The organism is Streptomyces sp. WAC00040 (assembly GCF_056835925.1).
The window spans coordinates 2168968-2181901 of sequence record NZ_JAKQZE010000001.1; the positions used below are offsets into that span (position 1 = coordinate 2168968).

At 72.4% G+C, this 12934-nt stretch carries 13 protein-coding genes; 5 read left to right on the forward strand and 8 right to left on the reverse strand.

The window, feature by feature from the left end; genetic code table 11:
- Positions 1–12 precede the first annotated feature (12 nt).
- The 5 genes from cseB to MDN94_RS09935 form a co-directional block, all read right to left on the reverse strand.
- Positions 13–717, reverse strand: a complete 705-nt coding sequence (gene cseB / locus MDN94_RS09915) for a two-component system response regulator CseB (protein ID WP_482725499.1) — start codon at positions 715–717, stop codon at positions 13–15.
- Between the two features lie 20 nt (positions 718–737).
- On the reverse strand, positions 738–1403 hold the full coding sequence (locus MDN94_RS09920) for a hypothetical protein (protein ID WP_482725500.1): 666 nt from the start codon (positions 1401–1403) through the stop codon (positions 738–740).
- Positions 1391–1963 (reverse strand): SigE family RNA polymerase sigma factor, encoded by a 573-nt coding sequence (locus MDN94_RS09925; RefSeq protein WP_453466886.1) that lies wholly within the window; start codon positions 1961–1963, stop codon positions 1391–1393. The genes MDN94_RS09920 and MDN94_RS09925 overlap by 13 nt, the downstream gene beginning before the upstream one ends.
- A gap of 202 nt (positions 1964–2165) precedes the next feature.
- Positions 2166–3080, reverse strand: a complete 915-nt coding sequence (locus MDN94_RS09930) for an HhH-GPD family protein (protein ID WP_482725501.1) — start codon at positions 3078–3080, stop codon at positions 2166–2168.
- Positions 3081–3295: 215 nt separating this feature from the next.
- Entirely contained in the window at positions 3296–3949 is a 654-nt protein-coding gene (locus tag MDN94_RS09935; RefSeq protein WP_482725502.1) for a phosphatase PAP2 family protein, read from the reverse strand.
- A 175-nt stretch (positions 3950–4124) separates the two neighbouring features.
- Between MDN94_RS09935 and MDN94_RS09940 the strand changes: the two genes are divergently transcribed.
- Entirely contained in the window at positions 4125–4961 is an 837-nt protein-coding gene (locus tag MDN94_RS09940) for a hypothetical protein (protein WP_482725503.1), read from the forward strand.
- 72 nt (positions 4962–5033) lie between these two features.
- Here the strand turns inward: MDN94_RS09940 and disA are convergent, their stop codons facing one another.
- Together disA and radA are read right to left on the reverse strand one after the other, a co-directional pair.
- Positions 5034–6158 carry a DNA integrity scanning diadenylate cyclase DisA gene (gene disA / locus MDN94_RS09945; protein ID WP_005314096.1) on the reverse strand — a complete coding sequence of 375 codons (1125 nt, stop codon included), beginning with the start codon at positions 6156–6158 and terminating at the stop codon, positions 5034–5036.
- Positions 6159–6202: 44 nt separating this feature from the next.
- Positions 6203–7645 carry a DNA repair protein RadA gene (gene radA / locus MDN94_RS09950; protein ID WP_441263682.1) on the reverse strand — a complete coding sequence of 481 codons (1443 nt, stop codon included), beginning with the start codon at positions 7643–7645 and terminating at the stop codon, positions 6203–6205.
- 172 nt (positions 7646–7817) lie between these two features.
- On the opposite strand from radA, the gene MDN94_RS09955 reads away from it, so the two are divergent.
- On the forward strand, positions 7818–9518 hold the full coding sequence (locus MDN94_RS09955) for a BACON domain-containing protein (RefSeq protein WP_482725504.1): 1701 nt from the start codon (positions 7818–7820) through the stop codon (positions 9516–9518).
- Positions 9519–9623: 105 nt separating this feature from the next.
- Here MDN94_RS09955 and MDN94_RS09960 read toward each other — a convergent pair whose 3' ends face one another.
- Positions 9624–10430 carry a DUF3109 family protein gene (locus MDN94_RS09960; RefSeq protein ID WP_482725505.1) on the reverse strand — a complete coding sequence of 269 codons (807 nt, stop codon included), beginning with the start codon at positions 10428–10430 and terminating at the stop codon, positions 9624–9626.
- A gap of 40 nt (positions 10431–10470) precedes the next feature.
- Here MDN94_RS09960 and MDN94_RS09965 point away from each other — a divergent pair, with 40 nt between their 5' ends.
- The 3 genes from MDN94_RS09965 to MDN94_RS09975 are packed head-to-tail and all read left to right on the forward strand — an operon-like array spanning position 10471 to position 12870.
- Complete coding sequence (locus MDN94_RS09965; RefSeq protein ID WP_482725506.1) at positions 10471–11403, forward strand: Ppx/GppA family phosphatase; 933 nt, start codon at positions 10471–10473, stop codon at positions 11401–11403.
- Positions 11404–11425: 22 nt separating this feature from the next.
- Positions 11426–12244, forward strand: coding sequence for a sugar phosphate isomerase/epimerase family protein (locus tag MDN94_RS09970; RefSeq protein WP_482725507.1), 819 nt, complete (start codon positions 11426–11428; stop codon positions 12242–12244).
- On the forward strand, positions 12241–12870 hold the full coding sequence (locus tag MDN94_RS09975) for a TetR/AcrR family transcriptional regulator (protein ID WP_482725508.1): 630 nt from the start codon (positions 12241–12243) through the stop codon (positions 12868–12870). The genes MDN94_RS09970 and MDN94_RS09975 overlap by 4 nt, the downstream gene beginning before the upstream one ends.
- Positions 12871–12934: the final 64 nt, after the last annotated feature.

Consider the following 12934-nt stretch of genomic DNA (forward strand, 5'->3'; position numbering starts at 1 on the left):
ATATGGCGTGCCTCAGGCCTTGAGCTTGTAGCCGAAGCCGCGGACCGTCTCGATCCGGTCCTGGCCGATCTTGGTGCGCAGACGCTGGACATGGACGTCCACGACCCGGGTGTCGCCGCCCCAGCCGTAGTCCCAGACCCGGTCCAGCAGCTTGTCGCGGGAGAGCACGGTGCCGGGGGCGGACGAGAACTCGAGCAGGAGCCGCATCTCGGTCGGCGTCAGCGACACCGGCGTGCCGGCCCTGCGCACCTCCATGCCCTCGGTGTCGACCTCGAGGTCGCCGAAGGTCAGCGCGCCGCCCTGCTCCTGCCGCCCCGCGGGTCCGCCGTCGCCCGCCGGGCCGCCGGCATGGCCGAAGCGGCGGAGCACGGCACGGATACGGGCGACGAGCACGGCGCCGTCGAAGGGCTTGGTGACGTAGTCGTCCGCCCCGGCCTCCAGGCCGAGGACCACGTCGATCGAGTCGGCACGTGCCGAGAGCATGATCACGGGGACCGTCGACTCGTCGCGGATCCGTCGGCACAGGCTCACCCCGTCGAGGCCGGGCACCATCACGTCCAGCAGCGCGATGTCGGGCCGGTCCGCCCGGAACGCCTCGAGGCCGAGCAGCCCGTCGGGCACAGCGGTGACCGCGAAGCCGTCGCGCTCGAGGGCGAGCTGCGTGGCCTCGCGGATGACGTCGTCGTCCTCGACGAACAGGACATGGGTCTCGGCCATCCGGCGCTCTCTCAGTTCTCTCAGTTGCCGCTCGGCGCGGGAGCCTCGGAGGCGACCACCTCGCCCTCGCCGACCGCCCTGCTGAATTCGTTGCGCACCCAGAACTCCCGGGTGAACCTGCCCGCCGACCAGCGGTAGGTGCTCACTTCCTCGCCGGACGGCTCCGCCACCGGGTCGTCCTTGGCGTAAACCTGCTTGGTCACCACCAGATCGCCCCGGTCGACCGCCGCATAGACCGCCGGCTCCTCGACGGAGAACACGTTCTCGTAGGTCTTTCCGGTCTCCCGGTACACATACGTGCCCATGCCGACCGCGTCACCGCAGGTCAGCACGTTGACGATGACGTCGGGTGCGTCATTTCCGGTGAGTACCGCGTACGAGGTGTCGACGGGGTACGAGTCCTTCGCGCACGGCCGCAGATCCGCCTTGACCCGGGCGCTGACCTTCGGGTCGGCCATCAGCAGCTTGACCGCGTCCACCGACTCCGTGAAATGGCCCGCGTCACCGGCGGGCGGCACCGGGGCCGCCCTGCTCGTGGCCTGGGAGGGCGCCGCACCCTCGTCCTCCACCCCCGTGCCCCCGGTGGAACAGCCGGCGGCGAACAGCGCCGCGGCGACGAGCCCGGCCGTCGCCGTGCCGCTCGCCGCCATGGTCCTGCTGCTGCCCCTGCCTCTCAGGCCGCGCACCGCTCCCGCTCCCGTCCGTCATGCCGATCGGCACGCCGCGCCTCGTACCGCTCCAGGGTGCGGGCGTCCAGCTCCCGTGCCTCGAGTTCCTGGCGGAGCCGGGCGAGCGCCCGGTGCAGCGTGCTCTTCACCGTACCGGCCGACATTCCGAGCGCGGCGGCGGTCTCCTCGGTGCTCATCTGCTCCCAGTGCCGCAGCACCACGACGCTGCGCTGCTTGGGCGCCAGCACTCCGAGCACGTCCATCAGCAGAGCCCGGTCCGCACGCTGCTCGCTGCCGTCCTCGACGCTGGCGTCGGGCAGCTGCTCGGTGGGGACCTCATCGAGCTTGCGGGCCCGCCACCACTCTGTGCGCGTATTGATCATCACGCGGCGAAGGTACGCGTCGGCGAGCGACTTGTCCGCGATTCCGTCCCACCGGCCGTAGGTGCGTACGAGCGCGGTCTGGAGCAGGTCCTGCGCGTCGACCGGGTCGGGGACGAGGCGGCGGGCGCTGCGCAGCAGCGCCTCCTGCCTGGTGCGTACGTACTCCTCGAAGTCGAGCACCTCGCCGTGCGCCATTCCAACCGCCTCCGTCCCCGTGACCAAGCTCTACGTGCTTTGCCGCTCTTGTGTTTCTCCTGCGTCACAAGAAGCTACGGAGGTGTTGTCACGGCACTGTGCGGAGCAGCCGTCGGAGGGCGCACGGCCATCCATCGGTTGTGTAACAGCGGATGTTTCAGGTGAGGGGTGAGGGGGGTAGAGGCTTTGGCCCCGTGCCCGCTCAGGTCAACGGGAGACGGTAATGACCGTTCTCCAGCGGCTCGACCAGTCCGTCGGCGACCAGCCCGTCCAGAGCACGGCCCCGCTGCATCGGCTCGTGCCAGACCGCGTCCAGGGCCGACTGCGGCACCGGTGTCACGGCCTCGCGCAGCACGGCGAGCAGCTTGCCGCGGACCTGCCGGTCCGTGCCGACGTACGTCTGGCCGCGTCGTGCGGGCCCCACGTGCGCCGGCTTGCCGGCCAGCCGCCAGGCACACTGCCCCGCGATCGGGCAGCGCGCGCAGTCCTCGTTCTTGGCGGTGCACACCAGCGCGCCCAGCTCCATCGAGGCCGCCGCCCAGCGGGCCGCCGTCCGCTCCTCCTCCGGGAGCAGCATGCGGGCAAGCTTGCGCTCGGCCGCCGTCGTCGCGTTCGGCGGATACTGGATGCCCGTCGCGGCGCGCGCGAACACCCGCCGGACGTTGGTGTCCAGGACGGCGTGCCGCTGCCCGTACGCGAAGGAGGCAACGGCCGCCGCCGTGTACTCGCCGATCCCCGGCAGCGCGAGAAGCTGCGCGTGGTCGGTCGGGACCTCACCGCCGTGCCGCTCCGTTATCGCCTGCGCGGCGCCGTGCAGGCGCAGGGCCCGCCTGGGGTAGCCGAGCCGGCCCCAGGCTCGGACGGCTTCACCGGGGGCATCCCTGGCCAGGTCGGCGGGGCGCGGCCAGCGGTCCAGCCACTGCTTGTACACGGGCAGGACCCGCGTCACCGGGGTCTGCTGCAGCATGAACTCGCTCACCATCACGCCCCATGCGCCTGCTTCGGGGCGGCGCCAGGGCAGGTCACGGGCGTGCTGGTCGAACCAGGCGATGACGGGGGTGTGGAGGGAGGCGGGGTCGACGGCTACGGACGTCTGGGTTTCGTGAGTGACAGTCATGGCACACCGATCCTGGCACGTCCGCCGCTGTGCACGCCGCATACACGGGCTCGGGCAAGCCCACGGGGCGTGTCCGACGCCGGCCGCGGGGGCGCGGCGGCCGGCGGGTCCCGGGTGTGCCGCCATGTGGCGCCCAGGTGGCCCGGAAGCCGCCGGGCGCGCTCCTCCCACGCGGGAGCGGGGCCGCTCCCCAGGGCGCAGGCGCCCGGAAAGTGTCAAGCGCGGGGCTCGTACTCCTGCGGCGCGGCCGCCTGCGCCGGTGCCTGGCCGGGGCCGGCGAACCAGACAACGAGCGGTGTGCGGCTCATCCGCATCGTGCCCAGCAGCGCCGCCGCCGCACGGACCAGCACCAGGGTGAAAACGGTCGCGACGAGGGCGCCGACCACCAACCCCACCAGCACGTCGTGCGGGTAGTGCACGCCGACGAAGACCCGGGAGAACGCCATCAGCAGGGCCATCGGCACAGTGAGCAGCGCGATCCGGGGCCGAGCGAGGGCCAGGGCGACGGCCGCAGCGCCCGCGATCGCAGCGTGGTTGCTGGGGAACGACCAGTCGCCGGTCGGCGGGCAGGGCACCAGTGCCGCCGCAGCGTCCGCGACCGTGCGGCACGGGCGTTCCTCGTCCACGACCGACTTCAGGGACTCGCTGACGACGTAGCCGGCGGCCGTAGCGAGCGGTGCGAGCACCGCGAGGGCGACGGCACGGTTGTCGCCCGCCCGCGACCGCCACCAGGCCACTACGTACAGCACTCCGAAGAGCAACAGCCCCGCCTCCGTCCAGAGTTCGGCGACGTGCTGCACCCAGGAAGGAGTCGTGTGGGCGAAGTCGATGATGTCCCGGTAGAGATCGCGGGTGATGCTGCTGTCCATGGTCAGGGACCGTACCTTCCCTGCGTCGGCGGTCACCCGGGGCCATCGGACAGGGTCACTCCCGACGAACGTAACCGCCTTGCGGGGCGGGGTCCGTGATGATGATCGGCAGAGTTAGGAAGTATGGCGGCGGGTGCGGCGGGAGTTGGGCCGGATCTCTCGTAGAGTTTGAGCCGTGGGATCTCTGCGCAATCCGATCGGGCCGCTCCCCTCCTCCATCTACTGGCGACGGAGGGCAGTCGCGGCGTCGCTGGTTGCGCTCATCGCGGTGCTGATCCTCTGGGTGGTCGGTTCGGCGGGAGAGGGCGGCGGCACCGACGACAAGGGTGCCGGGGGTACATCTCCCGTTCCCTCGATCACGCCGGGGCCCGGCCAGTCGGGGCCCGCGATCAGCGAACAGCCGGGCGGGCGTGACGAATCGGACGCCGGTGCGGACAACGGCGGTAGCGGGTCGGGGAGTTCGAGCGGTACCGGCGACTCCTCGGGCGGTGCTTCCGGCGGAGCGACGAACGGCACGACCGGCGGCTCGTCCGACGGCGGCACGGACGGCGGCGCCGGCGGCACGGACGTCGGCGGCTCGGCCGGCCGACCCGTACCGGCGGGTTCCACGCTCCCGAGCTGCGCCCCGGGGTCACTGAAGTTGACGCTGCGCAGCGCGAAGGTCGCCTACGAGCCGGGGGAGAACCCTTCGTTCCGGCTCGTCGTCACCAACTCCTCAGCGACGACGTGCAAGGCCGACTTCGGCCCGAAGGCGGCCGTGTTCACCGTCACGGACGCCGAGGACGAGTCCGTCTGGTCCACCAAGGACTGCCCGCGCCCGGCCGGGAGCCGGCTGCTCCAGGTCCCGGCGAAGTCCACGATCACGCACACCGTGGAGTGGGACCGCAAGCGGAGCGCGCCGCAGTGCGCGACGCCGACGGCGGGCGCAGTAGGTCCGGGCACCTACTTGGTGGAGGCGACGTTCCCGGGTGCGACGGTGCTGCCGGCCTCGTTCCGTCTCGACAAGGTCTGAGCCCAGGGCTCCTCCGGAGGTTCCGGGCACGACAACGCGCGGGGGGCGTACGGCCGCGATCCGGCGAAAGACCTAGACGTACCGCTCGAGGATCGAGGACTCCGCGAGCCGCGACAGGCCCTCCCGCACGCTGCGGGCCCGCGCCTCGCCGACGCCGTCCACGGCCTGAAGGTCGTCCACGCTCGCCGCGAGCAGCTTCTGCAGCCCGCCGAAGTGCTCGACGAGCCGCTCGATGATCGCGCCCGGCAGCCGCGGAACCTTCGCCAGCAGCCGGTAACCGCGCGGCGAGACAGCCGAGTCGAGCGTCTCCGGCGAACCGCTGTAGCCGAGCGCCCTGGCCACGGTGGGCAGTTCGAGCAGCTCGCCGTGGCTGAGCGCGTCCAGCTCCGCGAGTGCCTCCTCCACGGTGCGCGAGCGCTTCGCGGTGGGCTCCGGTACGTAGTCGCGCACGACCAGTTCACGCTCCGGCTCGACACCCGCGATCAACTCGTCGAGCTGCAGGGCCAGCAGACGGCCGTCGGTGCCCAGCTCGACCACGTACTCCGCGATCTCCGTCGCGATGCGGCGCACCATCTCGAGGCGCTGCGCGACCGCGGTGACGTCGCGGACGGTGACCAGGTCCTCGATCTCCAGGGCCGACAGTGTGCCCGCGACCTCGTCGAGGCGGAGCTTGTAGCGCTCGAGGGTGGCCAGGGCCTGGTTGGCGCGGGACAGGATCGCCGCCGACTCCTCCAGGACCCGGCGCTCGCCGTCCACGTACAGCGCGATCAGGCGCATCGACTGCGACACGGACACGACCGGGAAGCCGCACTGACGTGAGACCCGGTCCGCGGTGCGGTGCCGGGTGCCCGTCTCCTCCGTGGGGATCGAGGCGTCCGGGACCAGCTGCACCCCGGCCCGGTGGATCTTGGAGATGTCCTTGTCGAGGATGAGCGCGCCGTCCAGCTTGCACAGCTCGCGCAACCTGGTGGCGGTGAATTCCACGTCCAGCACGAAACCGCCGGTGCACATCGACTCGACGGTCTTGTCCATGCCGAGAACGATCAGACCTCCGGTGTTGCCCCGGAGGATGCGCTCCAGTCCGTCGCGCAGGGCGGTGCCCGGTGCGACGGCGCTCAGGGCGGCGCGGATCAGCGCTTCGTTGCCGGAGCCTCCGCCGGACTTTCCGGGTGCTGATGCCCCGTCCTTGGCTGCCACTGCACTCCTCCGGCTCGTACGGGTGGGCGAGACCAGGGCAAAGTCTACCGGCGAGCTTCCGCCTCCCGTGGGGCCTCCGCCCGCTCTCTGCGCGAGCCGTCGCCGGAGGACCTCTGACGGCCCTTTGGCAGCACCCTCAGGGCGTCACCCATGTCGGCGACTTCGGTGACCTTCATACCGGGTGGGACCTTCCCCGGATCGGAGGGGACCAAGGCGTGCGTGAAGCCCAGGCGGTGCGCCTCCGCCAGTCTGCGCTGGACGCCCGTGACCCTCCTCACCTCGCCCGCGAGGCCGACCTCGCCGATCGCGACCAGGTTCTTCGGCAGGGGCACGTCGCTGGCAGCCGAGGCCAGGGCGAGCGCGATCGCCAAATCCGCGGCCGGTTCGGAGAGCTTCACCCCGCCGACCGTGGCGCTGTAGATGTCGCGCTTGCCGAGGGCGGTGATCCGGCCGCGCTGCTCGAGCACGGCCAGCATCATCGACACGCGGGAGGTCTCCAGACCGGACGTGGTGCGCCGCGGGGAGGGGATCTGGGAGTCGACAGTGAGGGCCTGCACCTCGGCGACCAGGGGGCGGCGGCCCTCCAGGGTCACCGTCAGGCACGTGCCCGGGACCGGCTCTGCGCGGCGGGTGAGGAACAGCCCGGACGGGTCCGCGAGGCCGGTGATGCCCTCGTCGTGCAGTTCGAAGCAGCCGACCTCGTCGGTCGCTCCGTAGCGGTTCTTCACGCCTCTGACCAGACGCAGCCGGGCGTGCCGGTCGCCCTCGAAGGAGAGCACCACGTCCACCAGATGCTCGAGCAGCCTGGGACCGGCGATGGCGCCGTCCTTGGTGACGTGGCCGACGAGCAGCGTGGACATGCCGCGCTCCTTGGAGGCGCGGATGAGCGCGCCCGCCACCTCCCTGACCTGAGCCATGCCGCCGGGGGCCCCGTCGATCTCGGGGGACGCCACGGTCTGCACCGAGTCGAGGACCAGCAGGGAGGGCTTGACCGCGTCCAGGTGGCCGAGCACGGCCGAGAGGTCGGTCTCAGCGGCGAGGTAGAGGTGGTCGTGCAGCGCCTTGATCCGGTCGGCGCGCAGCCGCACCTGACTCGCGGACTCCTCGCCCGTCACATAGAGAGTGCGGTGCTCGTCGCTGGCCGCCTTCGCCGCGACGTCGAGCAGCAGCGTCGACTTACCGACGCCGGGTTCGCCCGCGAGGAGGACGACGGCGCCGGGCACCAGCCCCCCGCCGAGCACCCGGTCGAGCTCGTCGACGCCGGTGGAGCGGGCGGTCGCCTGCCGGCCGTCGACCTGGCCGATGGGCAGCGCGGCCGTGGACACACGGCCGGCGGCGGTCGTGCGGACGGCGGGTGCGCCGTACTCCTCGACCGTGCCCCACGCCTGGCATTCGGGGCAGCGGCCGAGCCACTTGACGGTCGTCCAGCCGCACTCTGTGCAGCGGTAGGACGGCCGGTCCTTCGCGGATTTCGTACGGGCAGCCATGCGCAAACCGTAACCGGGGCCACCGACAGCGCGGCGACTCGACCGAAAGGGGGATGGCATTCGGCCCTGATTTCACTACCACTGTCCCCCTTCGAGCGAACTGTTCACCCGTAGGGGTTAAAAGTGCTCAAGGGGTGCGAAGGGGTCGCGGTCCTGCCCCTACGGTCACGGAGTGACGAGCAGCAGGCTGGAATCCCCTACCCACACCACCGGCGGACACCGGGCGCACCGACGCGCCCCCCGAATGTCGCCCGGGCGGCCGCCCGCACGTTACGAGCCGTACCTGGACGGCCTGTTCACCTACTGCCTGTCCGTGCTCTGCGATCACGACGCGGCCACGGCGGTGCTCGGTGACGTACTCGCCATCGCCGAACGCCAGCAGGGGCGCTGCCCCGGCGGCACGGCCGAGCGGAAGGCCTGGCTGTACGCGCTCGCACGGTGGGCCTGCCTGCGCCGGCTGACGGAACAGCGGCGCAGGCGCCACGGCGCGCACACCGGGCGGCCCGCCGCCGCGGAGGAGCGCGATCCCGGGACGAGTCCGAGGATCGCGGAGCGTCATCGCGCCGAACTCGCCCTGCTGGCCTGGCCGGAGGCCGCCGGCACCACCCCCGAGCAGCGCGAGGCACTCGAACTCGCCGTCCGGCACGGGCTCGACGCCGGCCAGGTCGCCTCCGTCCTCGGGGCGGAGCCCGCGGCCACGCGCGACCTGCTCGCGGCAGCCGCGTGCGAGGTCGAGCGGACCCGCGCCGCGCTCGCTGTCGTCGAGACGGGCAACTGCCCCGCGGTCGGCCGGCTCACCGGCGACAACCGCGTGTTGCTCTCCGCGGCGCTGCGCCAGGAGCTCGTACGGCACGTCGACGACTGCCCGCGCTGCCGGCGCGCCGCCGAGCGCGCCGGCGCGGGAGGGCCCTGGCCGGGCTCCGCTGTCACCCCCGCCGTGCTGCCGCTGGTCGAGGCGCCCAGGGCGGCCGCCTACATGGCGATGCTCCACGTACCGAGGGCGCGGGCCGGAGGGCCGCGGTTCGGCCCCCAGGGCTTCCCGCTGGACCCGAAGGACCATGCGGCGCGGCGGGGCCGGCTGCGCGCGCGGGCGGTGACGACGACGGTCGTGGCCACGGTCGTGGCCGCTCCGGTGTTCGCCCTGTGGGCCGCGTACCGAGGGGCGCCGCTGACCGGGGAGGCCCGCGGTCCCGCGGCCAGCGCGGACGAGCGGGCGGGCGCCGGCGGCTCGGCCGCCGACCCGTACGACCACTACGAGAACGCGGGCAACGCGAGCACGACGCCGGACCCGAGGTTCACGGCGAACCGGAGCTCGCCCGATGTCTCGGTCGAGGTCGTCAGCGAGGAAAGGATCACGTCGCCGTCCGTCGCGGGCCGGGTGGGGCCGGGCCGGATCACCGTCGAGGCGGAGCCGGCCGGGGACGGCACCCGCATCACGCTCGCGGCGTCCGGCGGCTCGCCGGTCCGCTGGTCGGCCTGGACGGGTGCGTCCTGGCTCCACCTGAGCCGGTCGTCCGGCACGCTGGACCCCGGCGAAACGATCACCCTGTATGTGACCGTCGACCGTTCGCGGGAGCCGGCCGGGCCGTGGCGGGCACGGGTGGGCGTCGATCCGTCCGGGGCGGTCGTCTTCATCCGCGGTCACGGTGACGCCACGAGGCCGCCGTCGTCGCCGGACCCCGACCCGACCTCGCCCTCCGACCCGCCCCCGACCTCGCCCTCCGACCCGCCCCCGTCCTCGCCGGACCCGACACCGCCGTCGAGCCCGCCGCCGTCGAGCCCGCCGCCCTCCGACCCGCCGTCGTCGCCCGCGCCGGACCCGACCCCGTCGGACCCGCCGACGGAGCCCGCGACACCGCCGCCGGCGAACTGAGGCGCACGGGCCCGACGCTGCCGGGAACGCGGCCGCCCCGCCCGTGCTCCACGGCCGGGCGGCCGCCCTCGGGACCGGCGCGTGCGCCCGACCCCGCAGCAGGTCTCAGACGGCCGGATCGGCCGGGTGGGGGGCGACCAGGGGGAGCGAGGACGCCAGGCGGGCCTCGCACAGGCCGGCCAGGACGTCGTAGGCCGCCTTGCCCATCAGCTCCGTCAGCTCCGGGCGGTAGGTCACGTACACCGGCTCGCCGGCGCCGTGCGCGGACGTCGCCGACGTGCACCACCAGTGCAGGTCGTGACCGCCGGGGCCCCATCCGCGGCGGTCGTACTCACCGATGGACACCTGGAGGACGCGGGAGTCGTCGGGCCGGTCGATCCACTCGTAGGTGCGCCGCACCGGCAGCTGCCAGCACACGTCCGGCTTGGTCTCCAGCGGCTCGCGGCCCTCGCGCAGCGCCAGGATGTGCAGCGAGCACCCGGCGCCGCCCGCGAAACCCGGGCGGTTCTGGAAGATGCACGAGCCCTCCCAGCGCCGCGTCTGACGCTCACCGTCGTCGTCCTTCTGCACCCATCCCGTGCTCGTGCCGACGTCGTGGAACTGCCAGAGGTCCGGCGTGAGACGGGCCACATGCTCCGCGACGCGCTTCTCGTCGTCCTCGTCGGAGAAGTGCGCCCCCAGCGTGCAGCAGCCGTCGTCCGCGCGCCCCGCCTGGATGCCCTGGCAGCCGCTGCCGAAGATGCAGCTCCAGCGCGATGTCAGCCAGGTCAGGTCGCAGCGGAAGACCTGTTCGTCGTCGGCGGGGTCGGGAAACTCGACCCAGGCGCGGGCGAAGTCCAGGCCCTTCTCGTCGGTCTCGGTCTTCTGCGGAGGGCTGGCTTTGCCCGGCTTCGCCTTTTTCGTCTTTGGCACGGGTCCAGCGTATGCGGGCGGCCGCAGTAGCGTTCCGCCCATGAGACTCGGAGTCCTCGACGTCGGTTCGAACACGGTGCATCTGCTGGCAGTGGATGCGCACCCCGGCGCACGGCCGCTGCCCGCCCACTCGCACAAGGCGGAACTGCGCCTCGCCGAGCTGCTCGACGAGGACGGGGCGATCGGTGACGAGGGCGTCGACCGTCTCATCGACACGATCACCGACGCCCTCCAGGCCGCCGAGGACAAGGGCTGCGAAGAGGTGCTGGCGTTCGCCACCTCCGCGGTGCGCGAGGCCACCAACGCGGACGCCGTGCTGGCCCGGGTGAAGGAGGAGACGGGTGTCACCCTGACGGTGCTGAGCGGCGAGGAAGAGGCGCGGCTCACCTTCCTCGCCGCCCGCCGATGGTTCGGCTGGTCGGCCGGGAAGCTGCTCGTCCTCGACATCGGCGGCGGTTCCCTCGAGATCGCGTACGGCATGGACGAGGAGCCCGACGCGGCCGTGTCCCTGCCGCTCGGCGCGGGCCGGCTCACCGCGGGCATGCTGCCCGGCGATCCGCCGGACACGCACGACGTCAAGGCTCTGCGCCGCCATGTGCGGGCCCAGATCGCCCGGGTCGTCGGCGAATTCACCCGCTTCGGCAAGCCGGACCACATAGTCGCGACCTCCAAGACCTTCAAGCAGCTCGCCCGGATAACCGGCGCGGCACGCTCGACCGAAGGGCTGTACGTGCAGAGGGAACTGAGTCGTAAATCACTGGAGGAGTGGGTCCCCAAGCTGGCGGCCATGACGGTCGAGCAGCGCGCCGGACTGCCCGGCGTGTCGGAGGGGCGGGCCCGCCAGATCCTCGCGGGAGCGCTGGTGGCGGAGGGTGCGATGGACCTCTTCGGCGCGGACGAACTCGAGATCTGCCCCTGGGCTCTGCGTGAGGGCGTGATCCTCCGCCGCCTGGATCACCTCCCTGCCGACTAGTCCGGCCCCGTACCCTGTCCCCGTGGCAGAACCAGTCGTGCGTATCCCGGATGCGAAGGTTGTCCTGTCGACGGCTTCCGTCTATCCGGAGTCGACGGCGACGGCTTTCGAGGTCGCCGCGCGCCTCGGCTACGACGGGGTCGAGGTCATGGTGTGGACCGATCCCGTGAGCCAGGACATCGAGGCGCTCCGCCGGCTCTCCGACTACCACCGGATGCCGGTCCACGCCGTTCACGCGCCGTGTCTGCTGATCACCCAGCGGGTCTGGTCCACGGACCCGTGGGTGAAGCTCCAGCGGGCGAAGGCGGCGGCGGAAAAACTCGGGGCGTCGACGGTCGTGGTGCATCCGCCGTTCCGCTGGCAGCGCCAGTACGCACGCGACTTCGTCCGCGGGATCTGGCGGATGGCGGACGAGACGGACGTGCGGTTCGCGGTGGAGAACATGTACCCGTGGCGCTACCGGGACCGCGAGATGCTCGCCTACGCCCCCGACTGGGACGTCACCAAGGACGACTACCGCCACTTCACGATCGACCTCTCGCACACCGCGACGTCCCGCACCGACACCATGGCGATGGTCGACCGCATGGGCGACCGGCTCGGCCACGTGCACCTGGCCGACGGCAAGGGGTCCGCGAAGGACGAGCACCTGGTGCCCGGCCGCGGCGACCAGCCCTGCGCGGAACTGCTGGAGCGGCTCGCGCGATCGGGTTTCGACGGCCATGTCGTCATCGAGGTCAACACCCGTCGCGCCATGTCCGCCGCCGAACGCGAGGCCGATCTGGCGGAGGCGCTGGCCTTCACCCGGCTGCACCTGGCGTCGGCCTCCCGCATCCCGTGACGGAGGAACGCAGGCGGCGCGGCCGTCCGGCCCGCAAGGCGGCCGACGAGGGGCCGGGCGCGCGGGAACGCATCCTCGAGGCTGCCCGTGCCGAGTTCGCCGAGCGCGGTTACGACAAGACGACGATGCGGGGGATCGCCCGGGCGGCCGGGGTCGACGCGGCGCTCGTCCACCACTACTTCGGTACCAAGGACGACGTCTTCGCGGCCGCGATCGAGGTCTCCTTCGAACCGGCGATGGTGCTTCCGCAGATCCTCGGCCAGGGTGAGGCGGGGATCGGTGAACGCCTGGCGCGCTACTTCATCGGCATCTGGGAGAACCCGGTGACCCGCGCGCCCCTGCTCGCGATCGTCCGTTCCGCGCTGACCCACGAGGCGGCGGCCAAGGTGCTGCGGGGCTTCGTGCTGCGGCGCCTGCTGGAGCGGGTGGCGGGTGAGCTGGACGTACCGGATCCGCGCTTCCGGGCCGAGCTCGCCGCCTCCCACATGGTGGGCATCGTGATCCTTCGGTACGTGGTCCAGGTGGAGCCGCTGGCCTCGGTGGATCCGGAGGAGATCGTGCGGATGGTGGCGCCGTCGCTGCAGCGCTACCTGACCGAGGACATCGAACGGCCGACCGAGGACTGAGCCGGGCATCCCGCATTTCGGACAACCTGTCCAGATCTTGGAGCGGCGGCGTACGCTCGAGGCA

Coding starts and splice junctions, on each gene's coding strand:
- MDN94_RS09930 (WP_482725501.1), bottom strand. CDS start 3,080: ATGACTGTCACTCACGAAACCCAGACGTCCGTAGCCGTCGACCCCGCC.
- cseB (WP_482725499.1), bottom strand. CDS start 717: ATGGCCGAGACCCATGTCCTGTTCGTCGAGGACGACGACGTCATCCGC.
- MDN94_RS09925 (WP_453466886.1), bottom strand. CDS start 1,963: ATGGCGCACGGCGAGGTGCTCGACTTCGAGGAGTACGTACGCACCAGG.
- MDN94_RS09935 (WP_482725502.1), bottom strand. CDS start 3,949: ATGGACAGCAGCATCACCCGCGATCTCTACCGGGACATCATCGACTTC.
- radA (WP_441263682.1), bottom strand. CDS start 7,645: ATGGCTGCCCGTACGAAATCCGCGAAGGACCGGCCGTCCTACCGCTGC.
- MDN94_RS09965 (WP_482725506.1), top strand. CDS start 10,471: ATGAGACTCGGAGTCCTCGACGTCGGTTCGAACACGGTGCATCTGCTG.